The organism is Flavobacterium orientale, from assembly GCF_014638005.1.
GTDB classification, from domain to species: domain Bacteria; phylum Bacteroidota; class Bacteroidia; order Flavobacteriales; family Flavobacteriaceae; genus Flavobacterium; species Flavobacterium orientale.
Map to the genome: position 1 here is coordinate 289,629 of NZ_BMFG01000003.1, position 26,137 is coordinate 315,765.

The 26,137-nt window shown below is 32.6% G+C and carries 29 protein-coding genes; 11 read left to right on the forward strand and 18 right to left on the reverse strand.

The genetic code is table 11. The features are described from left to right. Positions 1-32: 32 nt before the first annotated feature. The 3 genes from IEV15_RS05870 to IEV15_RS05880 all read right to left on the reverse strand — a co-directional run bounded on the left by IEV15_RS05870 (position 33) and on the right by IEV15_RS05880 (position 1,923). A complete protein-coding gene (locus IEV15_RS05870; protein WP_188361578.1) occupies positions 33-683 on the reverse strand; it encodes a hypothetical protein in 651 nt (216 codons plus the stop codon). 2 nt (positions 684-685) lie between these two features. Next, on the reverse strand, positions 686-1,387 hold the full coding sequence (locus IEV15_RS05875) for a PspA/IM30 family protein (RefSeq protein ID WP_188361579.1): 702 nt from the start codon (positions 1,385-1,387) through the stop codon (positions 686-688). Between the two features lie 137 nt (positions 1,388-1,524). Continuing rightward, entirely contained in the window at positions 1,525-1,923 is a 399-nt protein-coding gene (locus IEV15_RS05880; protein ID WP_188361580.1) for a type III secretion system chaperone family protein, read from the reverse strand. A 115-nt stretch (positions 1,924-2,038) separates the two neighbouring features. Here IEV15_RS05880 and IEV15_RS05885 point away from each other — a divergent pair, with 115 nt between their 5' ends. The 6 genes from IEV15_RS05885 to IEV15_RS05910 all read left to right on the forward strand — a co-directional run bounded on the left by IEV15_RS05885 (position 2,039) and on the right by IEV15_RS05910 (position 7,682). After that, the gene (locus tag IEV15_RS05885; RefSeq protein ID WP_188361581.1) at positions 2,039-2,647 is read left to right on the forward strand and encodes a helix-turn-helix domain-containing protein; all 609 of its coding nucleotides are present in this window, start codon (positions 2,039-2,041) and stop codon (positions 2,645-2,647) included. 130 nt (positions 2,648-2,777) lie between these two features. Continuing rightward, entirely contained in the window at positions 2,778-3,212 is a 435-nt protein-coding gene (gene dut, locus IEV15_RS05890; protein WP_188361582.1) for a dUTP diphosphatase, read from the forward strand. Positions 3,213-3,289: 77 nt separating this feature from the next. Next, positions 3,290-4,300, forward strand: coding sequence for a sugar phosphate nucleotidyltransferase (locus tag IEV15_RS05895; protein WP_188361583.1), 1,011 nt, complete (start codon positions 3,290-3,292; stop codon positions 4,298-4,300). A gap of 4 nt (positions 4,301-4,304) precedes the next feature. Continuing rightward, positions 4,305-5,657: a tetratricopeptide repeat protein gene (locus IEV15_RS05900; RefSeq protein WP_188361584.1), complete on the forward strand. Its 1,353-nt coding sequence runs from the start codon at positions 4,305-4,307 to the stop codon at positions 5,655-5,657. Then, positions 5,657-6,427: a lipoprotein insertase outer membrane protein LolB1 gene (lolB1, locus tag IEV15_RS05905; RefSeq protein ID WP_188361585.1), complete on the forward strand. Its 771-nt coding sequence runs from the start codon at positions 5,657-5,659 to the stop codon at positions 6,425-6,427. The genes IEV15_RS05900 and lolB1 overlap by 1 nt, the downstream gene beginning before the upstream one ends. Positions 6,428-6,446: 19 nt before the next feature. Next, positions 6,447-7,682 carry a murein hydrolase activator EnvC family protein gene (locus tag IEV15_RS05910; protein WP_188361586.1) on the forward strand — a complete coding sequence of 412 codons (1,236 nt, stop codon included), beginning with the start codon at positions 6,447-6,449 and terminating at the stop codon, positions 7,680-7,682. Positions 7,683-7,755: 73 nt separating this feature from the next. Here IEV15_RS05910 and IEV15_RS05915 read toward each other — a convergent pair whose 3' ends face one another. After that, a complete protein-coding gene (locus IEV15_RS05915; protein WP_188361587.1) occupies positions 7,756-8,268 on the reverse strand; it encodes an acyl-CoA thioesterase in 513 nt (170 codons plus the stop codon). Between the two features lie 78 nt (positions 8,269-8,346). Further along, positions 8,347-9,285 (reverse strand): HU domain-containing protein, encoded by a 939-nt coding sequence (locus tag IEV15_RS05920; RefSeq protein ID WP_229734100.1) that lies wholly within the window; start codon positions 9,283-9,285, stop codon positions 8,347-8,349. 189 nt (positions 9,286-9,474) lie between these two features. On the opposite strand from IEV15_RS05920, the gene dprA reads away from it, so the two are divergent. Beyond that, positions 9,475-10,578, forward strand: coding sequence for a DNA-processing protein DprA (gene dprA, locus IEV15_RS05925; RefSeq protein WP_188361589.1), 1,104 nt, complete (start codon positions 9,475-9,477; stop codon positions 10,576-10,578). Here dprA and IEV15_RS05930 read toward each other — a convergent pair whose 3' ends face one another. Together IEV15_RS05930 and trpS are read right to left on the reverse strand one after the other, a co-directional pair. Next, positions 10,579-11,007, reverse strand: coding sequence for a hypothetical protein (locus tag IEV15_RS05930; protein WP_188361590.1), 429 nt, complete (start codon positions 11,005-11,007; stop codon positions 10,579-10,581). It lies immediately after the preceding gene. 1 nt (position 11,008) lies between these two features. Continuing rightward, positions 11,009-11,980: a tryptophan--tRNA ligase gene (gene trpS / locus IEV15_RS05935; protein WP_188361591.1), complete on the reverse strand. Its 972-nt coding sequence runs from the start codon at positions 11,978-11,980 to the stop codon at positions 11,009-11,011. Positions 11,981-12,070: 90 nt separating this feature from the next. Between trpS and IEV15_RS05940 the strand changes: the two genes are divergently transcribed. Further along, complete coding sequence (locus IEV15_RS05940; RefSeq protein WP_188361635.1) at positions 12,071-12,811, forward strand: lysophospholipid acyltransferase family protein; 741 nt, start codon at positions 12,071-12,073, stop codon at positions 12,809-12,811. A 110-nt stretch (positions 12,812-12,921) separates the two neighbouring features. Here the strand turns inward: IEV15_RS05940 and IEV15_RS05945 are convergent, their stop codons facing one another. The 4 genes from IEV15_RS05945 to recA all read right to left on the reverse strand — a co-directional run bounded on the left by IEV15_RS05945 (position 12,922) and on the right by recA (position 16,607). Further along, positions 12,922-14,520, reverse strand: a complete 1,599-nt coding sequence (locus IEV15_RS05945; RefSeq protein ID WP_188361592.1) for an outer membrane beta-barrel protein — start codon at positions 14,518-14,520, stop codon at positions 12,922-12,924. A 1-nt stretch (position 14,521) separates the two neighbouring features. Further along, positions 14,522-15,073 carry an RNA polymerase sigma factor gene (locus IEV15_RS05950; protein WP_188361593.1) on the reverse strand — a complete coding sequence of 184 codons (552 nt, stop codon included), beginning with the start codon at positions 15,071-15,073 and terminating at the stop codon, positions 14,522-14,524. Between the two features lie 24 nt (positions 15,074-15,097). After that, positions 15,098-15,511 carry a hypothetical protein gene (locus IEV15_RS05955; RefSeq protein WP_188361594.1) on the reverse strand — a complete coding sequence of 138 codons (414 nt, stop codon included), beginning with the start codon at positions 15,509-15,511 and terminating at the stop codon, positions 15,098-15,100. Between the two features lie 91 nt (positions 15,512-15,602). Then, positions 15,603-16,607, reverse strand: coding sequence for a recombinase RecA (gene recA / locus IEV15_RS05960; protein WP_188361595.1), 1,005 nt, complete (start codon positions 16,605-16,607; stop codon positions 15,603-15,605). A 138-nt stretch (positions 16,608-16,745) separates the two neighbouring features. On the opposite strand from recA, the gene IEV15_RS05965 reads away from it, so the two are divergent. From IEV15_RS05965 to IEV15_RS05975, 3 genes are read left to right on the forward strand one after another with little or no spacing between them, the layout of a single operon-like run. Beyond that, entirely contained in the window at positions 16,746-17,480 is a 735-nt protein-coding gene (locus IEV15_RS05965) for a lysophospholipid acyltransferase family protein (protein ID WP_188361596.1), read from the forward strand. Positions 17,481-17,484: 4 nt separating this feature from the next. After that, a complete protein-coding gene (locus IEV15_RS05970) occupies positions 17,485-18,474 on the forward strand; it encodes an acyl-ACP desaturase (protein WP_188361597.1) in 990 nt (329 codons plus the stop codon). A 3-nt stretch (positions 18,475-18,477) separates the two neighbouring features. Beyond that, positions 18,478-19,122 (forward strand): HD domain-containing protein, encoded by a 645-nt coding sequence (locus tag IEV15_RS05975; RefSeq protein WP_188361598.1) that lies wholly within the window; start codon positions 18,478-18,480, stop codon positions 19,120-19,122. On the opposite strand, the gene IEV15_RS05980 is transcribed toward IEV15_RS05975, so the two are convergent. Genes IEV15_RS05980 through IEV15_RS06010 form a run of 7 tightly spaced genes read right to left on the reverse strand, consistent with a single transcriptional unit; the run spans position 19,123 to position 26,103 of the window. Beyond that, positions 19,123-19,905 carry an enoyl-CoA hydratase/isomerase family protein gene (locus tag IEV15_RS05980; RefSeq protein ID WP_188361599.1) on the reverse strand — a complete coding sequence of 261 codons (783 nt, stop codon included), beginning with the start codon at positions 19,903-19,905 and terminating at the stop codon, positions 19,123-19,125. 13 nt (positions 19,906-19,918) lie between these two features. Further along, complete coding sequence (locus IEV15_RS05985; RefSeq protein ID WP_188361636.1) at positions 19,919-21,337, reverse strand: sensor histidine kinase; 1,419 nt, start codon at positions 21,335-21,337, stop codon at positions 19,919-19,921. A 53-nt stretch (positions 21,338-21,390) separates the two neighbouring features. After that, positions 21,391-21,933 carry a CopD family protein gene (locus IEV15_RS05990; protein ID WP_188361600.1) on the reverse strand — a complete coding sequence of 181 codons (543 nt, stop codon included), beginning with the start codon at positions 21,931-21,933 and terminating at the stop codon, positions 21,391-21,393. Then, a complete protein-coding gene (locus IEV15_RS05995) occupies positions 21,920-23,275 on the reverse strand; it encodes an MATE family efflux transporter (RefSeq protein ID WP_188361601.1) in 1,356 nt (451 codons plus the stop codon). Before IEV15_RS05995 ends, IEV15_RS05990 begins: the two co-directional genes overlap by 14 nt. Next, positions 23,275-24,312 carry a ferrochelatase gene (gene hemH / locus IEV15_RS06000; protein ID WP_188361602.1) on the reverse strand — a complete coding sequence of 346 codons (1,038 nt, stop codon included), beginning with the start codon at positions 24,310-24,312 and terminating at the stop codon, positions 23,275-23,277. The genes IEV15_RS05995 and hemH overlap by 1 nt, the downstream gene beginning before the upstream one ends. A 24-nt stretch (positions 24,313-24,336) precedes the next feature. Beyond that, a complete protein-coding gene (locus IEV15_RS06005; protein ID WP_188361603.1) occupies positions 24,337-25,227 on the reverse strand; it encodes a hypothetical protein in 891 nt (296 codons plus the stop codon). Positions 25,228-25,236: 9 nt separating this feature from the next. After that, positions 25,237-26,103 (reverse strand): AraC family transcriptional regulator, encoded by an 867-nt coding sequence (locus IEV15_RS06010; protein ID WP_188361604.1) that lies wholly within the window; start codon positions 26,101-26,103, stop codon positions 25,237-25,239. Positions 26,104-26,137: the final 34 nt, after the last annotated feature.

The window sequence follows — 26,137 nt, forward strand, 5'->3', positions numbered from 1 at the left end:
GATTTAGAATATTAATGTGTTTTTAATGGTGTTTATAGTTCGTATGATTTTTCAATTAAATAGAATTTTTTATCAGGATTTTCATCCACAATGCAAGCCTTTTCGCCTTCTTTCAAAAGCGAACCGTCTTTGCTTTTTACTAAAAGTTTTATCGGGTCTTTGTTAATTACTAATTCAAGCATTCCTAATTTATCTTTTTCAATGGTTGATTTTAGCACGCCAACTCTTCCTAAATAATCATACGCGATTTCTCCTTTGTGATTAATTTCTTTAAAAATTGGTTTCAAAGGCATACTAATATATTTTGTAATAAATAAACTAGCAATAAAAGCAGGAACAATGGTGATAAAATACATCCAATAAGGCAAGGGAATAAAGTAACTAATGTTCACATTAATCAGCCAAGTAAACAACAAAACGAGCGTTATAAAAAAGGTAATAGGAATGATATCCAAATTTAAAAACTTTAAAAATTGAATAAAAGAAGATGGATCTTGAGGTACTTCAACCGTTGCGTCGGGAGCATCAAAATCAGCATCCATGTCAGCATCAAAATCAATATCATAATCGCCTACACCGGTAATCATTGTAAATATCCAATACACCACACTTAAAATTAAAAGAATGGAAAGAATGGTATTTGCCGGATTAAATGAAACTTCTAGTAACTCGTTTAAATTCATACTTAATTAGCGTTGAATTGTTCTTTAAGTTTTTGCAATTCCATTTCAGCATGAGCATCGGATGTGTCTACTGCTGCGTTAATTTCTTGGTCAATACTTTTTGAAGCATCTGCAATATGGCTATAAGCATCTGCCAAGGCTTCTTGTTGCAACACTTTGTCTTTCATTTTTTCTAACATAGAAATCGTGCTATCAGAATCGATTTGAGTCATTTTTTTGTTAATGTCTTGCGTAGCTTTACTTACTTGTACGCGAGCTCGTAAGGTTTTTAATTCACCTTCCCATTTAGAAATTGTAGATTTTAAAGCGTTGATGTTATTTTGCATTTTATCCACATCAGTTTCTAATTTCTGACGTTCTTTATCCGCAATTTGAGCATCCATCATTGATTGTTCTTTCTTTTTTAAAGCTTCTTTGGCTAATCGGTCTGCTTCTTCAATTGGCATTTCTTCTTTAACACCTTTTTGAACCAAAAGCATGGCCTTGTTTTGATAATCATTCGATTGATTAATCAACGATTCTTGTTCGTTTTTTCTACGAATTGACAACGCTTTCACTTGAGCAAGTGCTTGAATACTTTGATCTAATTGATCTTTCATTTCTCTGATTCCTTGTTCGGTCATTTTTATAGGGTCTTCCAAACTGTTTACGGCAGAATGTGCCTCAGCTTTACCTATTCTAAAAAGTCTTTTAATAATGTTCATGATATTGAGTGTATTATAAGGTTAATATTAATGTTTTTTTTTGAATTATTTTAAAATTTGAAATAATATTTTGGTTAAGAAACAAACGATGTGAAAGATAAAATATACCATTTTGACAATCAGTTTTTTAGTTAAAATTATTTGCTAAACGAAATCATTTCCGTTGAATATTCGCTAATTAGTAAACTCAACGAATTAATTGTAGCAATCAATTCATTTTGATTTAAGTTTTCGGTTTGAAGCGTATCTCTAAAAATCACTTTTTCTCCACTTTCATCTAATACAAATGCACCATGAACAATGTCTCTGTTTTTAATCAACAATTGTTTAAAAATATCGTGCTGATTATTTTTGCAACGAAATAAAAACTGTTCAATAATTAAAATTTGAGGAGCAATTACAATCATCATGTTTTTTATTCCTTCATTTTCTTTTTCAATGATAAAAGTTTGATGCTCTTCATTTTCCAGTTGAATATAATACTCCAGTTCTAGTAACCAATTTTTTACTCTTGAAAACAATTTTAAATCTTCCATAAATTGATAGGTTTGAATGTTGATAAAACAAATTTATACAAAATTTTTAATATTGCAAATATTTTTAGCATAAAAATCAATTTTAGTTGTTATATTTGCAAAAAAGAATAGCGGAATGACATATTTTGGCACCAATTTAAAGAAGATAAGACAAATAAAAGGACTAAGCCAACAAGCTTTTGCTGAACTTATTGACTTAAATAGAGGAGTCATTAGTTCCTATGAAGAGGGAAGAGCAGAACCAAAGATTGAAACGCTTTTGCGAATTGCAACTTATTTTGGCATACCAACTGATGATATCATCTCAAAACCGCTGACGGTTAATCAATTAGCCAATTTTACATTAATTGAAGATAGTGTAACTTCATTATCAGAAGAAAAAGTCCTTGCTATTCAGGAAATAAACCTAAAAGGAGAAAAGAAAGATATTGAGTTGCAAAAAATATTAGCACATTTTGATTTTGTTTTTTATGTAGATGAAAATTTAGCCAATAAAAGTAGCTATGAAAAAGATTCAATTTTATTCTTAAAAGAAGTAAAAAAAGAAACTAAAAATCACAGTCAGTATCTAACTTTAGAGAAAGGAATGGCTTTAATTTCTGAAAAATTCATTCCGGCTATTACAAATTATGCTATAGTTGGAGTCTTGGGAAGCTTACCCAATGATCAAAACACCATTCTACAACGCCTCAATTTACTTGAAAAAAAGGTTTTTGGGAAGTAATTTTTTTTGAATGTTTTATTTGGGTTATAAAAATCCAAAACAACCTATATTTCTTTATTTTTTTTAACTTTGGTGATTAAATTTAAGCATAATCATCAAAAGATATTTTATTTTCAATAAAGAAGAAAAAATGAACATCAAAATCATCAATAAATCACAACATCCCTTACCCAACTACGAAACAATTGCTTCTGCCGGAATGGATTTAAGAGCCAATTTATCAGAACCAATTACCTTAAAATCATTAGAAAGAACCATCGTTAAAACAGGTTTGTTTATTGAACTGCCAATTGGTTACGAAGCTCAAGTTCGTCCACGTAGCGGATTAGCTGCCAAAAAAGGAATCACCGTTTTAAATTCTCCCGGTACAGTTGATGCTGATTATCGTGGTGAAATCGGGGTAATTTTAGTAAATTTATCCCATGATGAATTTGTCATCGAAAACGGTGAGCGAATCGCTCAATTAATCATTGCGAAACACGAAAGAGCTGAATGGCTGGAAGTGGAAGAATTATCAGAAACATCCAGAGGTGAAGGTGGTTTTGGCAGCACAGGCGTGAAATAGTTTAATTATAAATTCAAAAATAACCTTTGTGAACTTTGCGAAATATCTTTGCAAGCTTTGCGGTTAAAATAAAAAATATGAAAATAATAGTTCCAATGGCCGGTCGCGGTTCAAGATTAAGACCTCATACCTTAACCGTTCCAAAACCATTAATTCCAATAGCCGGAAAACCAATCGTTCATCGATTAGTGGAAGATATAGCCGGAGTTTTAAATCAACCGATTGACGAAGTAGCTTTTATCATTCATGAAAGTTTTGGCAAACAAGTGGAAGAAGAATTAATCGCGATTGCTCAAAAATTAGGAGCAAAAGGAACCATTTATTATCAAAATGTAGCTCTCGGAACAGGTCACGCCATTATGTGTGCCAAAGATTCATTGAGCGGACCTGCTGTAATTGCTTATGCCGATACATTGATTCGAGCCGATTTTGATTTGGATACTTCAGCTGATAGCGTAATTTGGGTAAAACAAGTCGATCAGCCCGAAGCTTTTGGCGTTGTAAATTTGAATTCTGATGGAGAAATTATTGAATTAGTAGAAAAACCAAAAGAGTTTGTTTCTGATTTAGCGGTAATTGGAATATACTATTTCAAAGACGTAGCCGTTCTTAAAAACGAGTTGCAATCGGTTCTTGATAACAATATTATTCATGGTGGTGAATACCAAATTAATGACGGAATCAAACAAATGATGGCAAAGGGAATGAAGTTTGTTCCCGGAAAAGTAGATGAATGGATGGATTGCGGAAACAAAAATGTGACAGTGGAAACCAATTCAAGAATGTTGCATTTCCTTCATCAGGATGGAGAAAAATTAATTTCAAAAGCGATTGTTTCAGAGAACTCAACTATCATCGAACCTTGTTTCATTGGCGAAAATGTTGAGTTGAAAAATGCAACAGTGGGACCAAATGTTTCATTAGGATATGGTTGTAAAGTTGAAAATGCTTCAATAAAAAATAGTTTGGTTCAAAATTTGACAGTAATAAGAAATGCAAATTTAGACAATGCAATGATCGGAAGTAACGTGACATTTGACGGAAATTTTACTTCAATAAGCATTGGTGATTATTCAGTTTTAGAATAAAATTATGACAATAAAACGATTGTTTTTTGCTTTTATAGTGTTGGGGTTTTTATCTCAACCATTACAACTATGGTCTCAAGAAGAACCGGAAGATATAGCATTGGATACTGATGAATTTCAAGTGTTTTTTTATGAATCTTTAAAGCAAAAAGGAATCGAAAATTATGATAAAGCAATTAACGCATTGCAAAGATGTGAAGCATTGCAGCCCAACAATCCTGTCGTTTATTTTGAATTGGGCAAAAACTACCAAGCTCAAAAAGATTATTTACCCGCATATGAAAACTATGAAAAAGCAGTAAAATTAGATGCTAATAACAGATGGTATTGGGCGGGAATGTATGATATGGCTTTTGCAATGAGAGATTATGACAAAGCAATCAATCATTTAAACAAGCTGATTACTTTTAAAAAAGAATACAAAGAAGAATTAGTCAAACTATATATGAATACGCAAAAGTTTGATAAAGCATTAGAATTAATCACAGAATTAGATGAAACGGTTGGCAAATCGGAGCAACGAAATCAATACAAAGCTCAGATAATGTCCGCTTCAAAATATAAAGGAAATGACAAGAATAGTTTGGAATCTGCTATAAAATCATTTCCAAACGAAGAATCAAATTACATTGCTTTGATTTATATTTTTTCTGAAGAGAATCAATTTGAAAAAGCCTTCGAGGTGGCTAAACAATTAGAAAAAAACATACCAACATCGGAGTGGGCTCAAGTAAGTTTATTTAAATTTCATCTAGAAAAACAAGAAGTTGAAAAAGCAATTTTAGCCATGGAACGTGTGGTTTCCAGTCCAATAATTGATAAAAAAATAAAGCACCGGGTGTTTAATGAATTTATAGTTTTTGCAAAAGATGACCCAAAATATGTTGCAACAATAGACAAAACAATAACTTACTTTAATGACGATAAAGAAATCAATGTTGCCAAAGAATTAGGTAAGTTTTATCAAAATAAAGCCAATTGGAATGCTGCCGTAAAATATTATGAAGTGCAATTTAAAAACTCGCCTGAAGATGTTGAAAACAGAATGTTGCTTTTGCAAGCTTATGTTGAAACCAACAGATTTGAGCCGTTAGCGGAATTGTCTGACAAGAGTTTAGAATTATATCCGTTGCAACCTGATTTTTATTATTATGCCGGATTGGCAAATAATCAATCAAAAAAGCATAAAAAAGCCATAGATTTGTTAGAATCAGGACTTGATTATATTATTGATAATCCAAAGATGGAAGCTAATTTTTACATCCAACTTGGAGAAGCATTTAATGCGACGGGCGACATGAAGAAGAAAGAAATGTATTTTACAAAAGCAGAAAAACTGCTAAAACAAATAAAATAATGAAAAAAATAATTGCACTTATTCTGTTTGTTTTTGTTGTTATTGGATGCAAATCAAAAGCATCTATTGCCGAAGCCAGAGCCGCAGAAGAACTGTCTACCAGAAAAATAATTGAAAGTCATTATGATAGTAGAAATGATTTTTCGTCTGTTTATATTCGTGCCAACACAAAATATAAAGACGAGAAACAATCCTATACATTTACCTCTGAAATTAGAATTCAAAAAGACGAAAAAATATCAGTAAGTATCCGTTTTTTAGGAATAACAATGGCAAAAGCTTTGATAACTCCAACAGAAGTAAAATATTACGAGAAAAATGGCAACAAGTATTTTGAAGGCGATTATTCAACTTTGAGTAAATGGTTGGGAACAGATTTGGATTTTGAAAAAGTACAAAACCTACTTTTAGGAAAAGCGATGGACGATTTACGCAAAGGAATTTATAAAAACTCCATTGAAAGTAAATTCTATAAATTAGAAGAAACTACTTCAAGTGCTACTCAAAAATCATTTTATTTTGAAGCCGCCAATTTTCTAATAAAAAAACAACGCATTGAGCAACCGCTACAAGACAGAAGACTTCAAGTTGATTATCCGCAACATAAAGAATATAAAGAAGGAATTTTGCCTTTAAAAATTGTAATTGATGCTCTTCAAGGTGTTGAAAAAACCAGCATTGGTTTAGATTATAATTCAGTTACGTTTAACGAGAAACTGTCATTCCCTTACAGTGTTCCTGATGGTTATGAACGTATTTATATTAATTAGTCAAACAAAAAGTTGTTATATGTTTAGATTTTTCATAGTGTTATTTTCTCTTGTTTTTTCAAGTATTTCTTGGGCTCAAAATGATGCACAAAGAAAATTGGAAGAGCGAAAAGCACAATTATTACAAGAAATAAGATTGAATGAAAAATTGCTTTCTGAGCAAAAAAACAAAGAAAAATCAGTTGTTTCTGTAATTATGCAACAAAATGCAAAAATCAATTTAAGAGAACGATTAATTGCAACTACAGAAAAGCAAACGAAATTGTTGAATGACGACATTTATAGAAACCAACTTCAAATCAATAAATTAACACGAGAATTAAAAGACTTAAAAGAAGATTATGCCAACATGATTGTAAAGTCATACAAAAGCAGATCAGAACAAAGTAGAGCCATGTTTTTATTGTCTTCAAACAGTTTTTTGCAGGCTTATAAAAGAGCTCAATATATGAAGCAATATGCGGGCTACAGAAAATCGCAAGGCGATGAAATAAAAATAAAATCAGACGAATTAGCCATTCAAAATGAAAAACTTGCTACTCAAAAAACTGAAAAAGAAATTTTAATAAAAGAACAAGAAAAAGAAAAAATTGCTTTACAACAAGAGAAAAAGGAACAAGAAAAATTGGTTAATTCTATAAAAAAGGACCAAAAGAAAATAGCAGCAGAGATAAAGAAAAAGCAACAAGAAACTAAAGAAATTGATAAAAAGATACAACAAATTATTCGTGCAGCAATTGCTGAAGCAAATAAGAAAACGGCAAAATTAACCGGAGAAAAAACAGTTTCTACCGGAACGTCGAGCACTAAATTTGTATTAACACCGGAAGGTAAAATCATATCCAACAATTTTAAAGCCAATAAAGGAAACTTACCATGGCCTGTTGGCAAAGGTTTTGTTTCGGTTAAATTTGGATCGCAGCCGCATCCGGTTGTTAAATCGACATTAATTCAAAGTAGTGGTGTTGAAATCACCACAGAAGCAGGTTCCAACGCAATGGCTGTTTTTGAAGGCGAAGTAGTTTCAATTCAAATAATAACACCAATAAAAAAAGCAGTTTATATCCAACATGGAGATTTCATAACAGTTTATCATAATTTAAGTTCCGTTTCTGTAAATAAAGGAGACAAAGTAAAGGTGAAACAAACAATCGGTAAGATCCACACAGATGGAGCAGGAAGAACCACTATAAGGTTTTCAGTACTTCAGAACGATACTTTTTTGAATCCGCAACTGTGGCTTTCTAATATGTAAAAAATAAAAATGCGAATTAAAAGTTGTAAAAACTTTAATTCGCATTTTTTATAATGTCTAAAAGATAACAAGCTTATTCTATAAACAAAGCTTTTAATTCTGTAGCTTCATGTGGTTTCATTTTACCTGCTAATACTAAACTCAGTTGTTTTCTTCTCAAAGCGGCTTCAAATCGTAGTTTTTCTAATTCTGTTTGTGGTTCAACCGGTGGAACAGCAACGGGTGTTCCGGTTTCATCAACGGCAACAAAAGTATAGATAGCTTCATTTGCTTTGCTTTTAATCCCGGTTTCACGATCTTCAATCCAAACATCAATAAAAATTTCCATAGATGTTTTAAAGGTTCGCGATACTTTTGCTTCAACGGTAACCACACTTCCCAAGGGAATTGCCCTGTTGAAAGCAACATGATTTACAGAAGCGGTTACACAAATTCTTCTGGAGTGTCTTCTCGCGGTGATACTTCCCGCTCGATCCATTCTGGCTAACAATTCGCCACCAAATAAATTATTCAAAGGATTGGTCTCACCCGGTAAAACAATGTCTGTTAATGTTGTTAAAGAGTCTGAAGGATATTTAGGCTGCATAGTTTTTTTTTGCAAAGGTAAAAAACAACCTATAGAGTTATATCACATGTACCAAAAAAAAAAGACCCAATCGGGTCTTTATTGTAATTCTTGCACTAATATCCAAGCATCTTTGGAATGTGTTTTGATTATATTTTCTCTAGCTGAATGAGCGTCTTCGGCAGTGGAATAACTTCCATACAACACTTGATGTAAACCAAATTTATTTGGAGCAATTTTCTTTGCGTTAAATCCTAAATTAGTTAAAATAGAAAGCAATTTTTCTGCATTTCGCTCTTCTCTGAAAGCTCCGGCAACGATGTGATAATTTTGTTTTTTATCAGCATAAGTCATTGTTACAGATGGTAACGGATTTTGAATAAAAAAAGTAGCTTCTTGAATTTTTTGTTCCACTTTTTGTTGAACAGATTTTTCAACAGCCAATCGGTCTTCTTCAATTTTTGATTCGTACCATTGGTTTCCAAAATAAGCCGCAAACGAAATTCCTAAAGCAAAAACAGCGGCATATTTTAACCAATTGTTATTACTTTTGTTTCTTGTTTCCGGAGTAATTTTAATAGGAGCTTTTGTTTCAAATACAACAGCTTGTTCTTTTAAAACTTCTCGCTTCACCGGTGGAGAAACAAACGATGATAGTCCAAATGAATCGGTTAAATAGTTTAATCCTTCATAAGGTTCAAAAACCATGCTTCCTTCAACATTCAAAACAATCTTTCCTACATTTTTTATTACAACGGGGTCATTGCTTTTAAGCAGACTTTTCCATAAAGTCACAAAATCGTCAACTAATTCAGAAGCTTGATTGTAGTTTATTTTTTCAGACATAGCGACATGTTGAGTCAACAAGCCGTCATTGTTCTTAATATTAGCATTAAAGGCAATTATTTTCTTCGGCGGATAAAATGTATTGGTAGTTTCATCCAAATGTGCCGAGCGGATTTCGGTTAAAAAAGCACCAAATCCCGGAACGGTTACACACTGGTAACGATATAATAATTGTGATAAATAATAATCCATTCTCATACTAACAAAGAAAACAGAATTAGGGTGTCAAACAAAATTTTATTTACAAATTTTATCAACAACAAGCATATTTTCGACAAACTGCTCATTTAAAGAAATTTAATATTATAATGATTACAAATCTTTACTGAAACTTTTAAGTTTCATATAAATTTAGTTACTTTGAAATTCTATTTATAAGCCATGAAAACCACAGATTTATTTTATACGCTAGCATTAATGCAAGTGGAAGGAGTAGGAGACATAGTTGCCAAAAAACTCATTAACCATTGCGGTTCCGCTGAAAATATATTCCAAGAAAAAAAGTCTAAACTTGAGACTATTGAGGGAATAGGTCAAATTTTAATAAAAAATCTTAAAAACAACGCCGTTTTTGAACTTGCCGAAAAAGAACTTCAGTTTATTGAAAAAGAACAAATTTCGACTTGTTTTTATCAAGAAGACACCTATCCAAATCGATTGAAACATTGTATTGATGGACCTGTTTTGTTGTTTTCAACAGGAACGATTAATTATGAAAATAAAAAGATTCTCAGCGTTGTAGGAACAAGACAAATCACTAGTTATGGAACTGATTTCTGCAAACAATTGATTGAAGATTTAGCCCCTTTGGATCCAATAATTGTTAGCGGATTTGCTTATGGAGTTGATATTGTGGCTCATCAAGCCGCAATGGACAATAATTTACAAACTATTGGAGTTTTGGCTCACGGAATGAATCAAATATATCCACAATCGCATAAAAAGTATGTTTCAAAAATGGAGCAAAACGGAGGTTTTTTGACCGAATTTTGGAGTACTTCAAATCCGGATAAAGAAAATTTTGTCAGACGAAATAGGATTGTAGCCGGAATGTCTGAAGCAACCATAGTAATTGAAAGTGCAAACCGTGGCGGGTCTTTAATTACAGCAACATTGGCTTCAGATTACAATCGGGATGTGTTTGCTCTTCCGGGAAGAAATACAGATAAATATAGTGTTGGATGTAATAATCTAATTAAAACGCAACGAGCACATTTGTTAACTTCTGCTGCAGATATTCTCTATATTTTAGATTGGAAAGCATCAGTTGAAAGTGCAAAACCTGTTCAGAAACAGTTGTTTGTGGATTTAGATATTGACGAACAAAAAGTTTTTAATTATTTGCTTCAAAATGGCAAACAGCAAATAGATTTCATAGCTTTGGAATGTGATTTACCGATATTTAAAATCTCATCACTATTATTAAACATGGAACTAAAAGGTGTTGTACGACCACTTCAAGGTAAAATGTTTGAAGCAATTTAGTTAAAGTGTTTTTTCCCAAACTACTTCATATTTGGCAAATTGCCCATTTTCATAAGCTTCAAGAATATACATTTTTGGAAAAAGTTGATTGATGTCTAACTTGAATTCGGCTGCTTCTTCTTTCGACAATAGTTCGTTTAAAGTAGTTATTTTATATTTTGAAAATGTAGCTGCATCCACAATTTCAAAATGGTTGTTTTTCAACTCAAAAACAAAAATATTTCTACATAAAATAAAACGAGTAATGTTTACTTTTCTATGGCGTTTTTGTGTGTAGTTTAAATTCATTTTCTTCAGTGGTTCCTTTGAAATTACAAACTGACAATTGGCCGTTTCATTTTGATTAAACAGCAAATAAATCGGTTCAGCTTCTTGTCCTTTTGCAGTAAAACAAAGAAACAGCAACAGATAAAGAAAATAATTTTTCATTTTATAAAAAGCCTAATTTTGTTCGAACACGATGTAAAACGGCATTGGCAACTTCACCTGCTTTTTTAGCTCCGATGGCTAATGCTTTATCCAATTCATCATGATTGTTCATATAATAATTGTATTTTTCTCTTTCGTTTTTAAATCTTTCCAAAACGAGTTCAAATAAAGCTTGTTTAGCATGACCATAACCATAATTCCCTGCCAAATAATTGGAGGTCATCGTTTTTGTTTGTTCCGGATTTGCAACCAATTTATAGATAGCAAAAACCTTGCAACTTTCAGGGTCTTTAGGTTCTTCTAGTGGTTTACTGTCGGTTTCAATAGACATAATTTGTTTTCGCAATGCTTTATCATCTAGGAAAATGTTGATGATATTTCCTCTTGATTTACTCATTTTGTGACCATCAGTTCCCGGAATATACATAGTTTCTTCTTGAATTTTTGCATCCGGCAACACAAAGGTTTCACCCATTTGATGGTTAAAACGCGAAGCAACATCGCGGGTAATTTCAATATGTTGTAATTGGTCTTTTCCCACAGGAACAATTTCTGCATCATATAATAAAATATCAGCAGCCATCAACATAGGATAAGAAAATAATCCGGCATTGACATCTTCCAAACGATCGGCTTTATCTTTAAATGAATGGGCTAAAGTCAATCGTTGAAATGGAAAAAAACAACTTAAATACCACGATAATTCAGCAGTTTGAGGCACATCGCTTTGACGATAAAAGATTACTTTGTTGATGTCTAACCCACAAGCCAACCAAGTTGCAGCAACACTATAAGTATTTTCTTTTAAAGTAGTACCTTCTTTTATCTGGGTAATGGAATGTAAATCGGCGATAAATAAAAAAGAACTATTTTCAGGTTTGTTTGCCATTTCAATGGCGGGTAAAATAGCTCCCAATAAGTTTCCTAAATGTGGTGTTCCTGTCGCTTGAATTCCTGTTAAAATCTTAGCCATAGTTGTTTTTTCTAAAAAATAAATAGTTGCTTTTTTAGCAAAGGTAAATCTTTTATCAAAAATTACCAGCTAATGCTTACATTTGACTTCATGAAGTTGTTTAAAATTATTTTTTGGGTGCTGTGGAGAATTTGGTTTTATATCCTAATGGGAGGATTGATACTAATTATGTTTCCTTTGTTGTTGGTTTCAATTCTTAAAGAAGAATGGTATCCGTTTTTCTTTAAATTAGCCCGTTTCTGGGCAAAAGCTATTCTTTTTGGCATGGGTTTTTATGTGAAAATGGAGCAAGAGCAAGTTTTGGAACCCGGGAAAAGTTATATGTTAGTAGCTAATCATACCTCCATGACAGATATTATGTTGATGCTTAGTGTGATTAAAAATCCGTTTGTATTTGTCGGAAAAAAAGAGTTGGTCAAAATTCCGTTATTCGGTTTTTTCTATAAAAGAACTTGTATTTTGGTAGATAGAAACAATTCTAAAAGCAGAACTGCTGTTTTTGAAAGAGCTCAAAAAAGATTAAATCAAGGTTTGAGTATTTGTATTTTTCCAGAAGGAATGGTTCCTGATGATGAAAGTATCATTTTAGAAGAATTTAAAGACGGAGCTTTCCGATTGGCAATTGATCACCAAATTCCAATTGTTCCAATAACTTTTGCTGATAACAAAAAACGATTTTCCTATACTTTTTTTAGTGGAAGTCCCGGAAAAATGAGAGTTAAAATTCATTCTTTTTTTGAAACCAAAGGATTGCAACAAGAAGACAAGAAAAAAATAAATGAAAGTGTAAGAACTGTAATTTACAATCAATTACTAAAGTTTAATAAATAAGAAAAGAGCACTGTAGCAGCGTGCTCTTTTCTGAGTTATTACTGATTTTGGGAGAAAAAAGTAATAACGAACTTAACTAAAAACATATTTTTGAGCTGTTAAGCGAAATCTTAAAATCTATAATTTATTCCTGTATACAAGCCTATAAAATAAGGTTTGAAATTTCCTGGATTATTGTTAAATGTGTTTAGTTGGTATTTAAACATTGGTTCAAAGTTAGCTTGAAAGTTTTTCCAAAACTTGTATTCGAAACCAACACCAAAATTTGCACTAAAATGTATATTGTTGATATTATTTGCCTCCCCTAGACTTCCTGAAAAGCCGTCGTTGCTATAAAGAGAAACTTCGTTATCTGTGAGTAATAAAGTACTTGCACCACCAATAAAATTAATTCCAATTTTTTTATCAAGTATTTTATAGGATAGTTCAACAGGCATTTCAATAAAGCCCATTCGTTGATTCATATAACCTTGGTTTTTTTCTTGAATGGCATTTTCTACAAAAACGGGTGTGTTGCTAGCGTGAACCACTATGGGATTTCCTTGATTTGTATAGTTAATGGTTCTAAGCATATTTGAATTTAATTCTGCATAAAACACAATGTCATTGGTGTTATAACCCAGATTCACTTTACTGATTCCGGTTCTTAAAGAGACTTTAGGACTGATGGAATATTGCAGACCAATTCCATAAGCCATATCATTTTGATAATCTTTTGCATTAGAAGCAAATTCAGCATCAATAGGCGATCCGTTGGAGACAGAATTAAAATAAACAGGGGCAACCAGCGGACCTATTTGCCACCTGTTTACTTTTGGTTCTTTAGAGAAATTCTCTTCTTTTTCTTTTAGCAATTCTTCCAACGTAGTAGCTTCTGTTTCTTGTAAAACAATAGCAGAATCTAGTTCTTTTTCTTCCTCTTTACTCGAGGATATGTTTTGTTTTTTAGTTTCTAATTCTGTTCTTTTAATCAAATTAGCAGTTGAGTTATCATTCTTTTCACTAATAATTTGTTCAGATGAATTTTCTTCAGGGTTACTCTTTTTTTCTTTTAGATCAACAGAAGATAGATAATTTTTATTAGTTAACTGGGTATCGTTTGGCTTGTCTGTTTTAGCTATGTTACTATTTGAAGTTTTAGAGTTTGAGTTTAAATTTTTTGTAATAGAACCGTTTGTTTGATGTGTTTTTGCGTTTTGTGTTTGTTGGTCAACAATTACGGTAGTTAGTGAACTGGGATTAGTAACTGTCTTTTTGTTATTTGTTTGATTTGGTTCTGTTGTATACTGTCTTTCTATTTGTTCTTTATTTACAGTAGTTAATGAATTTTGATTAGTAATGGAATTTGGGTTATTCTTTTGATTTATTTCTTTCGATTGTTCCTCTTTAATTAAATCTTGATTTATTTCAGATTCTGAAGGACCACCGAGAACAACTTCTGTATTTTTTGAATTTTCATCTTCTTTCAAAATATTATTTGTATCAATGACAATCGGTGTTTTTTCTTCTTCAGTAGAGAAAGGAATTATGAGCAATCCTCCAAGTAATAAAGCAGCAACTCCAGCCAACTTCCACCAAATAGGAATTACTTTTCTTTTTTGATTTGAATCTAATTCAGAAGCTATGTCATTCCAAATATCGACATTAGGAACAGCCTCAAAATCTTTGAGCTTTTCCTGAAATAATCGATCAATATTCTTTTTTTCCATGTTAGGAATTATATTTTTTTTTATTCTTATACGAATCAGAGAATTCGTCAATTTTCCCTTTTAAAATGATTCGTGCTCTTGATAAATTTGATTTTGAAGTACCTTCGTTTATGTCGAGCATTTCGGCAATTTCTTTGTGTGTGTATCCATCTAATACATACAAACTAAAAACTAATCGGTATCTGTCAGGAAGTTCTTGAATTATTTTCATTAAAAAATCCATTGACACAGAATCGTTTTCAATTTCAACTTCAACTTCTTCAGCTGTATTTTCATTTAAAATATCTAAAAAACTAATTTGTCGGTATTGTTGAAGGCAAGTATTTATCATAATTCTTTTTGTCCATCCTTCAAAAGACCCCTTAAAATTGTACTGACTTATTTTTTTAAAAATTATAATAAATCCCTCTTGCAAATTATCTTGGCCTTCTTCATAATTACGTGAATATTTCAAGCAAACAGTAAACAATTTTTTCACAAATAGGCGATACAATTGTTCTTGTGCTTTTCTATCATTTTTTTGACAATTACGTATTATTTCATCTAATCCCACAAATTGATAAGGTTCATTTACAGATTATTCAACTGGTATCTCAACTTCTTCAAAAATATTGTTTCCTTGTTCGTCTTTTCCTTTATAAAACCTAAAAATATAAGTGTAAGGTGCAAATTCTGTAGGAGAAAAGTCAAAACTTTTCACAATTGCTTCTTCGTCAGGATCTGTATCAATACAATCATTTCTGTCTACTACTATATTTTGTACACCAATGGTGCGAAATTCAAAATACATATCGTAATAAAAACCTTCAAAAACATGGCAGGTAGTAGGTCGCTTATACGAGACTTTTATTTGGTAAATCTGACCGGTTTGAACAGTTTCAGGAACTTCAAAAGTTTCAACTGGTAGTATTACATAATGGTAACTTGGCGAATCATCTGGCGAACAAGAAATTACTAGTAATGCCGTTAAAATAAAAAGTACTTTTTTCATAATGCTATTAAATTCTATTTGTTAGATGTATTTGAAATTAAATGGTTGCGTCAATATGAAAAAAAAACCACGCTAACGTGGTTTTTTTTTCTTAAAGTGATTTTTCTTTTATTATTTCCTTGATTTTACCTTCCAATTCATCTGATAATTCAGGGTTGTCTTTGATTAAAGATTTTACTGCGTCTCGACCTTGGCCCAATTTGGTTTCGCCATAACTAAACCAAGAACCTGATTTTTTTATCACTTCAAATTCAACAGCTAAATCTAATATTTCTCCGGTTTTTGAAACACCTTCGCCATACATAATGTCAAATTCTGCAGTTTTAAATGGTGGTGCTACTTTGTTTTTTACAACTTTCACTTTTGTTCTGTTTCCAATCACGTTGTCACCATCTTTAATTTGAGTGGCTCTTCTGATATCTAAACGAACGGAAGCATAAAATTTCAATGCATTTCCACCTGTTGTAGTTTCCGGATTTCCAAACATCACACCAATTTTTTCACGTAATTGGTTGATAAAAAACACAGTACAATGTGTTTTGCTGATGGTTGCTGTTAATTTTCTCAAAGCTTGCGACATTAAACGAGCGTGTAATCCCATTTTCGAATCACCCATTTCGCCTTCAATTTCACTTTTTGGTGTTAAAGCGGCAACAGAGTCAATTACAACAATATCAATAGCTCCTGAACGGATTAAGTTTTCAGCAATTTCTAAGGCTTGCTCTCCGTTATCCGGTTGTGAAATAATTAAATTTTCAATGTCAACACCTAATTTTTCTGCATAATTACGATCAAAAGCATGTTCTGCATCAATAAAAGCGGCAATTCCTCCTGCTTTTTGAGCCTCAGCAATAGCATGCAAAGTCAAGGTGGTTTTACCTGATGATTCCGGACCATAAATTTCAATAACTCTTCCTCTAGGATATCCATTAACTCCTAAAGCAATATCAAGACCAAGTGATCCTGAAGAAATTACCTCAACCTCTTCAACAGCCTTGTCCCCCATTTTCATTACGGTACCTTTTCCATAGGTTTTGTCTAGCTTGTCAAGTGTTAACTGTAATGCTTTTAATTTGGCTTCTTTCTCTGAACTCATAATATAGTGGCTTTAAATTTAATTTTTTTAAGTTCTGTAAAAATACTTTTTTTTTTAATGTAGAAATAAAATATTTATCACAAAAAGAGAATGTTTTACTAAAATCGATTTCTTATTTTTGTATTCATTTTAAAACCTATGCAAAAGCTTATTTCCTATCCAATATCATTTTTATACTATCTGTTGTTTGGGACTTTGTTATGTTTTTTTCATCCGATTCAATGGATATGCTTTAACTGGTTTGGATATAAAGCTCACGCAAAGAGTGTAGCGGTTTTAAATTTTTTTTTAGTTCGAAATACGCATTTATTGGGAACAACTTATGATTTTCAAAACAGGGATTTGTTGCCAAACGATGTTCCGATTATTATTGTAGCAAACCATCAAAGTTTGTATGATATTCCACCCATAATTTGGTTTATGCGAAAGTGGCATCCAAAATTTGTTAGTAAAAAAGAACTTGGTAGAGGAATTCCGAGTGTTTCCTATAATTTAAGACACGGTGGTTCCGTTCTAATTGATAGAAAAGATTCAAAACAAGCATTAACTGCCATCAAAGAGATGGGAGAATATATTGAAAAACACCATCGATCAACAGTTATTTTTCCCGAAGGAACAAGAAGTAAAACGGGTGTTCCTAAAAAATTTTCAGAAAATGGCTTGAAAATTTTGTGCAAATATGCACCTTCAGCTTATATTGTTCCGATATCGATAAGTAATTCATGGAAAATGGTGCGTTTCGGACAATTCCCTATGGGATTGGGGAATAGATTAACTTTTACCATTCAAGAACCTTTTCCTGTTAAGGGAATGCCGTTCGAAGAAATAATGCAAAGAACAGAAAATGCCGTGGTTAGCGGAATTAAAAATTAAAATTATGTCTATTAAAAACATTCGTTTAGAAGTAATGCAGTTGTTGGAAAAAAAGGTGGATACTTTCATGAACGATTACTTGATTCCTGTTGAAAAAATTTGGCAACCCACCGATTTGTTGCCCGATTCAGAAAAAGAAACTTTTTTTGAAGAAGTAAAAGAATTACGAGAAATTGCCAAAGATTTACCCTATGATTTTTGGGTAGTTTTGGTAGGTGATACCATCACTGAAGAAGCATTGCCAACCTATGAATCTTGGTTGATGGAAGTGGAAGGTGTTGATAATGAAGAAAGAAATGGCTGGTCAAGATGGATCAGAAGTTGGACCGGAGAAGAGAATCGTCATGGTGATGTGTTGAACAAATACTTGTATTTATCAGGTAGAGTAAACATGCGTGAAATTGAAATGACGACACAACATCTTATTAATGATGGTTTTGATATTGGAACCGGAAAAGACCCCTATAAAAACTTTGTTTATACCAGTTTTCAGGAATTAGCGACGTATGTTTCACACAACCGTGTGGCTCAAATGGCAAAGAAATATGGCGACAACAAATTGTCTAAAATGTGCAAATTGATTGCCGGAGACGAAATGCGTCATCATCATGCCTATAGTGAATTTGTAAATCAAATTTTTCAAGTTGATCCAAGCGAAATGATGTTGGCTTTTCAATATATGATGAAACAAAAAATTGTGATGCCTGCTCACTTTTTGCGTGAATCGGGACAAAAAATTAGTTCTGCTTTTGAACAATTTTCTGATTCTGCTCAACGAATTGGGGTTTATACTGCCGCTGATTATGTTGACATTATGCAAAAGCTTATTGATAAATGGAAAATTGATCAAATCAACGGATTAACAGATGAAGCCGAAAAAGCTCGTGATTATTTGATGAAACTTCCTGCGAGAATGGCAAGGATTTCAGATAGATTAGTTATTCCAGAAACGAGTCATGTGTTTAAATGGGTGCAACCGGCTTTGGTAAAATAATTGATGACTATCATAGACAAAACTATTCTTTTTGTAAAAGAAAAACTCCAACATGCCGAAGGTGGTCACGATTGGTTTCACATCGAACGCGTTTTTAAAAATGCTGTTTCTATAGCTCATGAGGAAGTTTGTGATGTTACAATTGTGAAATTAGGAGCTTTATTACACGATATTGCCGATTCGAAATTTCATGATGGTGATGAAGAAATAGGTCCGAAAACAGCCCGAAAATTTTTAGAAAGCGAAAATGTTTCAGAAGAAATTATTGAGCACGTCATTCAAATCATCAAAAATATTTCGTTCAAAGGCGGAAATTTTGAAAAAACTTTTTCATCCAAAGAATTAGATATTGTACAAGATGCCGATCGACTGGATGCGTTAGGAGCCATCGGAATTGCGAGAGCTTTTAATTATGGTGGATTTAAAAACAGAGCATTATACAATCCGAATATTGCTCCAAAATTGAATATGACTAAAGAAGAATATAAAAAAAGTGATTCGCCTACTTTGAATCATTTTTATGAAAAACTCCTTCTTCTAAAAGACAAAATGAATACCGAAACCGGAAAAAAATTAGCTCAAGAACGTCACCGTTTTATGGAAACATTTTTGAGCCAATTTTATGCGGAATGGGAAGGGGAGAAGTAATTATTCTCCTTTAAAATCCGCTTTTCTCTTCTCTAAAAAAGCCGTTGTCCCTTCTTTGAAATCTGCGGTTCCAAATGATTTTCCGAAGTTTTTGATTTCTATTTCATAACCATTTATTCCGTCTTTATAATTGGCATTTACAGCTGTAATTGCATTAGAAATGGCAACAGGAGAATTTTTAGCAATTTTTGAAGCAATCCCTTTGGTAAATTCCAACAATTTTACTTGTGGAACGACATGATTAACCAAACCATAATTTTTGGCAGTTTCGGAATCAATCATCGAAGCGGACATAATCATTTCCATGGCTCGTCCTTTTCCAACTAATTGTGGTAAACGTTGCGTTCCGCCATAACCGGGAATTACACCCAAAGTTACTTCCGGCAAACCCATTTTGGCATTGTCTGAAGCAATTCTGAAATGTGCAGACATAGCTAATTCCAAACCACCACCAAGAGCAAATCCGTTAACAGCTGCAATGACTGGTGTGGATAAATTTTCTACAAAATCAAACAATAATTTTTGACCTTGTGCGGCTAATTTTCCTCCTTCTTCCACAGAAAAATGGGCAAATTCTGAAATATCAGCTCCAGCAACAAAAGCTTTTTCACCGCTTCCTGTGATGATGATTACTCGGGTTGATTTGTCTTTATCTTCGGTATCAAAAGCATGATGAAGTTCTTCAATCGTAGCTTTGTTTAAAGCATTTAATTTGGTTGGTCGGTTGATTGTGATAATCGAAATTTCGTTATCTTTTTCTATTAAAATGTTTTCGTAATTCATGGGCTTTAAATTTTTATTCAATTGTTTTTACCGGAAGTGAAACTGTAAAAGTTGTTCCAACATTAGGTTGTGATTCAAAGGTAATTGTTCCGTTATAATTTTCAATTATTTTTTTTATGATTCCTAATCCAAGTCCCATTCCGCTTGATTTTGTAGTAAACTTAGGTTCAAATATTTGATTTTTTAAATCATTGGAAATACCAATACCATTATCTTGAACTGATATCTTAATTGTATTATCTATTTGAAAAACGGAAACATTAATTGCTGGATTTTCTCTAGATTCAGGAATGGCTTGAATGGCATTTTTCACCAAATTGGTTATCACTCTAATGAGTTGGGTTCTATCCATATTGGTAATAATTTTTTCTTCATTACTCTTAAAATGGATGTAAGGTTCATTAAATATTTCAAGTGCCAATTGAACACTTTTTACCACGTTTATGGTTTCGTTTTGTTGAGCCGGCATTGAGGCAAAATTAGAAAAAGCATTTGCCACAGAACTCATAGTGTCAATTTGTTGTAAAAGTGTTTTGGTATAATCGTCAAGTTTTTTGGTAATTTCAGGGTCTGTTTGGTCAAATTTTCGCTGAAAACTTTGAACGGTCAAACGCATAGGTGTCAGCGGATTTTTTATCTCATGAGCCACTTGTTTGGCCATTTCTCTCCAGGCCTCTTCGCGTTCGCTTTGCGCTAATTTCACGGCACTTTCTTCTAATTCATCAATCATACTGTTGTAAGCATCAACTAACAATTGAATTTCAGAACTAGAAGCTAATTGGTCTATTTTTTCGTTTTTTCGGTTTAATCTGGTGATGGTAATTTTATCAGAAATATTTTTGATTGATTTTGTGATATAACTTGAAATAAAATAGGCCAAAACAAAGGCAATTAAAAACATTAGAGAGTAAACTTGAGCCAAATTGACTAAAAAGCGTTCGGCTTCTCGTTCATAATATTCATCATCTTCAATATAAGGCAAATTTAAAATTGCAATTGGTTTGAAACGCTCATCGTTGATTTGACTATAGGAAGCTCTATACTTTACATTTTGTAAATTCTTCATTTCAACATATCGCTTGTCAATGCTAGATTCAACCAATTTTAAAACAGTATTAGAAATAGGTTGTGAGACACTATCAGTAGCAAATGAGGAACGAGAAGATTTTAATAAGTTGCCTTTTAAATCGTATAAATTGATTTCTAGAGTATGAATATCCGCAAGTTCATATATTCGATCTTTAAAAATCAACGGAATATTTTCTGTATTTACGGGATAGGTTGTGTTTTCAATTACATAATAAATATGATCTCTAATAGCACTTTCTTTTCGTTCTAAACGTTGTTTGTGGTATTCTTTTGCTTCTTGTTTGAATTGATAAATAGAAATGGAAGCCATCAATATTGAAGCTAAAAGCGTCAACGAAATCATAGCAATAAATATGCGAATTCGTAGCGAAAGCTTTTTTATTTTGATGAATGAAATCACTTGTTTTTTGTTCTTATTTTTTTATAAAATTGAAAGCCAAGCATGATTATAATTGAAAATAAAAAGATGCCAACTACACCATAAATCCAATTAATCGCATTTCTTAGTATTACTAAAAAAACCACAGCAAATAAAATCAACGTTGCTCCTTCATTCCAAATTCTAAAAAAATTCGAACTATTTTTGACTTTATTTTGTTGTAATTCTTTAAAAATGAGATGACATTTGATATGATATGCATACAAAAGAACTACAAATCCTAGTTTGACTATCATCCAATCTTGTTCTAACCAAGCGGGAATTAAATGTAATAACCAAAAAGCAAAAATGCTGGCTAAAATCGCACTTGGCCAAGTGATAATGTACCACAATCGGTATTGCATCAACTGGTATTGTTTAATTAAAATGCTTTGTTCCGGTTCCGGTTTTTCTTTCGCTTCAGCATGATAAACAAATAAACGCACAATGTAAAACAGCCCGGCAAACCAAGTGATGACAAAGATGAGGTGCAAAGCTTTGATGTAGTTATAAAATTCCATCCGGTTTTTCAATCAGTTTAGTGGTCATTTCTTTCCGCAAAAAGTAGGCCGTGATTATCGTTGATAAAATATCTGCAATCGGAAAAGCAACCCATACTCCAAAAATACCAAAATAATTTGGCAAAATGAGCACAAGCGGAATCAGAAAAAATCCTTGTTTTGATAAAGTTAATAATAATGCCGGAATCGCTTTTCCCGCTGCTTGAAAATAAGCCGCCCCAATGAGTTGCAATGCAATAATTGGAGTAGCAGCAAAAACCCAACGCATTGCTTGTGGTGTTTCGGCAATTACATCGGCATCGTTTGTAAAAACGGAAACAATTGGTTTAGCAAAAACTAATATTAAAATAAATATAAATGTAGCCAAAACAGCCGCATATTTTATCGAAATAGAAATAGTTTCCTTTACACGATTGTAATTTTCTGCACCATAATTATATCCTGCAATTGGTAAAAATCCGTGCGTAATTCCCAAAATGGGAAACAACGCAAACATCAACATTCGACTGATGATTCCGTAAACCACAACAGAATGTTCGCCCCCATACGTAAACAAAGTATGATTGATGATGATGGCCAAAATACTCACAACTCCTTGACGGGAAAACGTTACTAATCCTAGCGAAGAAATTTCTTTTACAAGCGATAAATCAAGTTTATAATGATGAAGCGATGGTTTTAGTTCACTTTTTTTGATGAAAAACCAAAGAATAAAAACAAAACACATAAAATAAGAAATCGTTGTGGCCAAAGCCGCTCCGAACATTCCCATATCAAGAAATTTGATAAAAACGATATCTAAAATAATATTTCCAAATGCAGGAATTATCATTGCCATCATTGCAAATTTGGCCTTCCCTTCAGCACGAATCACATTATTTCCCATCATACAAAGAGCCAAAAAGGGAACTCCCATTAAAACCGGAATAAAAAATTCTTTGGCCGGTTTCATAATTTCGCCATTCGCTCCAAAAAGCAGTAAAATTTCATCGGAAAATAAAAAACCAATGATTACAAAAAAGAAGGCTAAAACTAAGGTCATCATAATTTGATTTCCAAAAGTTCGATAGGCTTTTTCTTTGTCTCTTGCTCCTAAAGCTCTTGAAATAATGGAGCTTCCGCCAATTCCAATGGCCATTCCCAACGAAGAAATTAAAAAGGTAATTGGTAAAACTACAGTAACAGCAGCTATGGCCAAGGATCCAATCCATTGTCCCACAAAAATGGTGTCGACCAAAATATTAATCGACATAAATAAAATTCCAATAGAGGCCGGAACAGCTTGCTTAATCAACAATTGTTTGATATCATCTGTGCCTAAAGCTCCGGATGATTTAGCCATTATTTTGCAGTTTCTGTTTCAGCAAAAGCCCATTGGTCAATCCATCGGCTTAAGGTTTTGCACCAATCGTCGTCGTCGTTTAAACAAGGGATTGCTAAAAATTCTTCGCCGCCATTTTCTTTGAATTCATGATTGGCTTCCATCGCAATTTCTTCTAACGTTTCCAAACAATCAGACACAAATGCAGGGGTTACAACCGCTAATTTTTTTATTCCTTTTTCAGGCATTTTGTTGATTTCTACATCGGTGTAAGGCGTGAGCCATTTGTCTCCGGCTAAACGCGATTGAAAAGTTTGGCTGTATTTTCCTTCGGGAATTCCTAAAAATTCAACCACTTGTTTTGTGGTTTCATAACATTGATGACGGTAGCAAAATTCGTGTGCCGGCGATGGTGTATGGCAACAAGAACCATCAATTTTGCAATGACTTTTGGTTACATCCGTTTTGCGAATATGACGTTCAGGAATGCCGTGGTACGAAAATAATAAATGATCGTATTCAAAGTTTTCCAAATGTTTTTTGATGGAATTGGATAAATCTCGGATGTAATCTTTTTGGTTGTAAAAAGCAGGTAGAATCGTAAAATTCATATTTGGGAATTTCTTTTTACGAATTTCTTCTGCCAAAACTAAAATGGTTACGGTAGAAGCCATCGCGTGTTGCGGATACAAAGGAAAAAGCATCACTTCCGTCACACCTTGATCGTGTAATTCTTGTAAGCCGGATTCAATGCTTGGTTTGCCATAACGCATCGCTAAACTTACCGGTATGCTTGTGTTGGCTTGCACTTTTTTGTGCATTCTTTTGGAAAGGACAATCAGTGGCGAACCTTCATCCCACCAAATTTTGGCATAAGCTTCGGCTGATTTTTTGGGTCTGGTTTGTAAAATTATCCCGCGAACTATCAAAGCTCGTAATAAAAATGGAACATCAATCACATATTTATCCATTAAAAATTCGTCTAGATACGGCTTGACATCTTTTGGGGTTGGACTTTCGGGCGAACCTAAGTTGACTAATAATACTCCTTTTTTCATTTTATTTAGTTGCAATTTTTATATTTATTCTTCTAAAATCCATTTTACCAAATCATTTGCATCAACAATCGACCAAGAATGAGGATGTCTGTTTCCATTTGAACGATAACCTTTATTCGTAGTTTTAATTAATTCGGTTTTTTTAAAATTTTGTTTTTTTAATTCTTCTGATAATTTTTCAATCGAATAAGCATTCAAATCTTCATACTCATTTGCTCTGTTTTCTTTCCACCAAATTGTATCGGGTTCAGTATATAACCTCAGTTTTACATCTTTTAAAGATGAAATATTTTGAATTGATTTTGATTGAAATGTGAATGGAGAATTTTCTTCATACTTTGAAATTCCCTTTGAAGGTTCTCCGAAGATTTTGTTGAATTCTGAGACTATCCATTTTGATTCTTCTAAAGATTCAGCGGAGACATTTTTTTCGATATTTTTTTGAGAAGTTTTGTAAAGTTCTAATAAATCAATCGGAGAATCCACTAAAAAAACACCTTTAGGCTGAATTTTATTCTTATCCTGAATAAGATAATTGCTAAGCAGGAAGCTTACATTTCCGCCGCTTGAAAAACCTCCAATAAAGACATTATCTGTCTTTAAATTTTCTTGTTCTAAAATTGAATTTAATTCATTGGCCAATTTTTCTTTTTCTTCCTTTTCTAAATATAAATGTTGATTGAAATTCATCATCAACACAGAAATATTATTTTTTATAGCCACTTCAAAAATCTTGAATTCAGTTTTTGTATTTTCTGCATCACAAGGAAAACACGGAAATAGAACCAGTAAAGCTTTTTGATTTTCAGCCTTGACAAGTTCATAATCAACTACAATTGTTTTTGGATTTGATTCTTTATCCGATGAAAAACAACCGGATATCATAAAAAGCATTAAAATTGATAAAATTCGCATAACTTATTCTTAACTCGACAATGACATTAAATATTTCTTCGGAGTTGTTCCGAATTTCTTTTTAAAAGCCGCAATAAAATGCGAAGCCGTGCTGTAACCAATTTGCACACCCACTTCATTTACATTGTATGTTCCGCTGTCTAACAATTTTCGGGCATATTCCATCTTATAATCAAACAAAAAACTGTAGACACTGTCGCCATAAATTTGTTTGAAACCCATTTTTAGTTTCTTCAAATTTAAACCTACTTGATCGGCTAATTCTTGTAAACCCGGTGGTTCAGCCATGTTTGCAATGACAATTTCTTTGGCTTTTTTAATTTTCAATACATTTTCTTCGTCAATCAAAAAAGGACAATGGTCTGCATTTGGATCTTCGTTGCGGTTAAAGTACAAACTTAACAGCTCATAGCCTTTACCTTTGTAATAGAGATTTTTTATAGAAGCATTGAGGTTATAATGAAAAATCTGATTAAGCACAATGGCCATTGACGGACTAATGTTTTCCTCAGCATAATATTTTTTCTCCCGATTATCATCACTCAAAAACGGAATATATTCTGCTTCGTTTGAAAACAAAGTGTGAAATTTCTTAATCGAAACTAACACAGAAATTATCCAAGATTGTGGGGCAATTTCCAAATGAACCGGTAATTCTTTTTGTGGATTATAAAGCAAAAGTGATTTTTCTTCTTTCATTTCTAAAGCATAATTGCCTTGATTAAAGATAAATTTTGCTTTTCCTTTTAATCCAAAATGAAACTGAATTAAACCCGTAGACACTTGTCTTTCAAAGCGAACCACCTCATCGGAGTCGTTTTGAAAACGGATTAAAATAAAGTCATCTTCAATTTTTATTTCTTCTTGAGAACCCATAGCGACATTTTTTCGTATATATCTCGGAGAGCTT

Coding starts and splice junctions, on each gene's coding strand:
- dut (WP_188361582.1), top strand. CDS start 2,778: ATGAACATCAAAATCATCAATAAATCACAACATCCCTTACCCAACTAC.
- IEV15_RS05895 (WP_188361583.1), top strand. CDS start 3,290: ATGAAAATAATAGTTCCAATGGCCGGTCGCGGTTCAAGATTAAGACCT.
- IEV15_RS05870 (WP_188361578.1), bottom strand. CDS start 683: ATGAATTTAAACGAGTTACTAGAAGTTTCATTTAATCCGGCAAATACC.
- IEV15_RS05945 (WP_188361592.1), bottom strand. CDS start 14,520: ATGGAAAAAAAGAATATTGATCGATTATTTCAGGAAAAGCTCAAAGAT.
- IEV15_RS05885 (WP_188361581.1), top strand. CDS start 2,039: ATGACATATTTTGGCACCAATTTAAAGAAGATAAGACAAATAAAAGGA.
- IEV15_RS05880 (WP_188361580.1), bottom strand. CDS start 1,923: ATGGAAGATTTAAAATTGTTTTCAAGAGTAAAAAATTGGTTACTAGAA.
- IEV15_RS05980 (WP_188361599.1), bottom strand. CDS start 19,905: ATGAATTACGAAAACATTTTAATAGAAAAAGATAACGAAATTTCGATT.
- IEV15_RS05965 (WP_188361596.1), top strand. CDS start 16,746: ATGCAAAAGCTTATTTCCTATCCAATATCATTTTTATACTATCTGTTG.
- IEV15_RS05985 (WP_188361636.1), bottom strand. CDS start 21,337: ATGATTTCGTTGACGCTTTTAGCTTCAATATTGATGGCTTCCATTTCT.
- IEV15_RS05915 (WP_188361587.1), bottom strand. CDS start 8,268: ATGCAGCCTAAATATCCTTCAGACTCTTTAACAACATTAACAGACATT.
- hemH (WP_188361602.1), bottom strand. CDS start 24,312: ATGAAAAAAGGAGTATTATTAGTCAACTTAGGTTCGCCCGAAAGTCCA.
- dprA (WP_188361589.1), top strand. CDS start 9,475: ATGAAAACCACAGATTTATTTTATACGCTAGCATTAATGCAAGTGGAA.
- IEV15_RS05920 (WP_229734100.1), bottom strand. CDS start 9,285: ATGGATTATTATTTATCACAATTATTATATCGTTACCAGTGTGTAACC.
- IEV15_RS05875 (WP_188361579.1), bottom strand. CDS start 1,387: ATGAACATTATTAAAAGACTTTTTAGAATAGGTAAAGCTGAGGCACAT.
- IEV15_RS05955 (WP_188361594.1), bottom strand. CDS start 15,511: ATGAAAAAAGTACTTTTTATTTTAACGGCATTACTAGTAATTTCTTGT.
- IEV15_RS05975 (WP_188361598.1), top strand. CDS start 18,478: ATGACTATCATAGACAAAACTATTCTTTTTGTAAAAGAAAAACTCCAA.
- IEV15_RS06010 (WP_188361604.1), bottom strand. CDS start 26,103: ATGGGTTCTCAAGAAGAAATAAAAATTGAAGATGACTTTATTTTAATC.
- IEV15_RS05930 (WP_188361590.1), bottom strand. CDS start 11,007: ATGAAAAATTATTTTCTTTATCTGTTGCTGTTTCTTTGTTTTACTGCA.
- IEV15_RS05910 (WP_188361586.1), top strand. CDS start 6,447: ATGTTTAGATTTTTCATAGTGTTATTTTCTCTTGTTTTTTCAAGTATT.
- trpS (WP_188361591.1), bottom strand. CDS start 11,980: ATGGCTAAGATTTTAACAGGAATTCAAGCGACAGGAACACCACATTTA.
- IEV15_RS05995 (WP_188361601.1), bottom strand. CDS start 23,275: ATGGCTAAATCATCCGGAGCTTTAGGCACAGATGATATCAAACAATTG.
- IEV15_RS05940 (WP_188361635.1), top strand. CDS start 12,071: ATGAAGTTGTTTAAAATTATTTTTTGGGTGCTGTGGAGAATTTGGTTT.
- IEV15_RS06005 (WP_188361603.1), bottom strand. CDS start 25,227: ATGCGAATTTTATCAATTTTAATGCTTTTTATGATATCCGGTTGTTTT.
- IEV15_RS05900 (WP_188361584.1), top strand. CDS start 4,305: ATGACAATAAAACGATTGTTTTTTGCTTTTATAGTGTTGGGGTTTTTA.
- recA (WP_188361595.1), bottom strand. CDS start 16,607: ATGAGTTCAGAGAAAGAAGCCAAATTAAAAGCATTACAGTTAACACTT.
- IEV15_RS05990 (WP_188361600.1), bottom strand. CDS start 21,933: ATGGAATTTTATAACTACATCAAAGCTTTGCACCTCATCTTTGTCATC.
- IEV15_RS05970 (WP_188361597.1), top strand. CDS start 17,485: ATGTCTATTAAAAACATTCGTTTAGAAGTAATGCAGTTGTTGGAAAAA.
- lolB1 (WP_188361585.1), top strand. CDS start 5,657: ATGAAAAAAATAATTGCACTTATTCTGTTTGTTTTTGTTGTTATTGGA.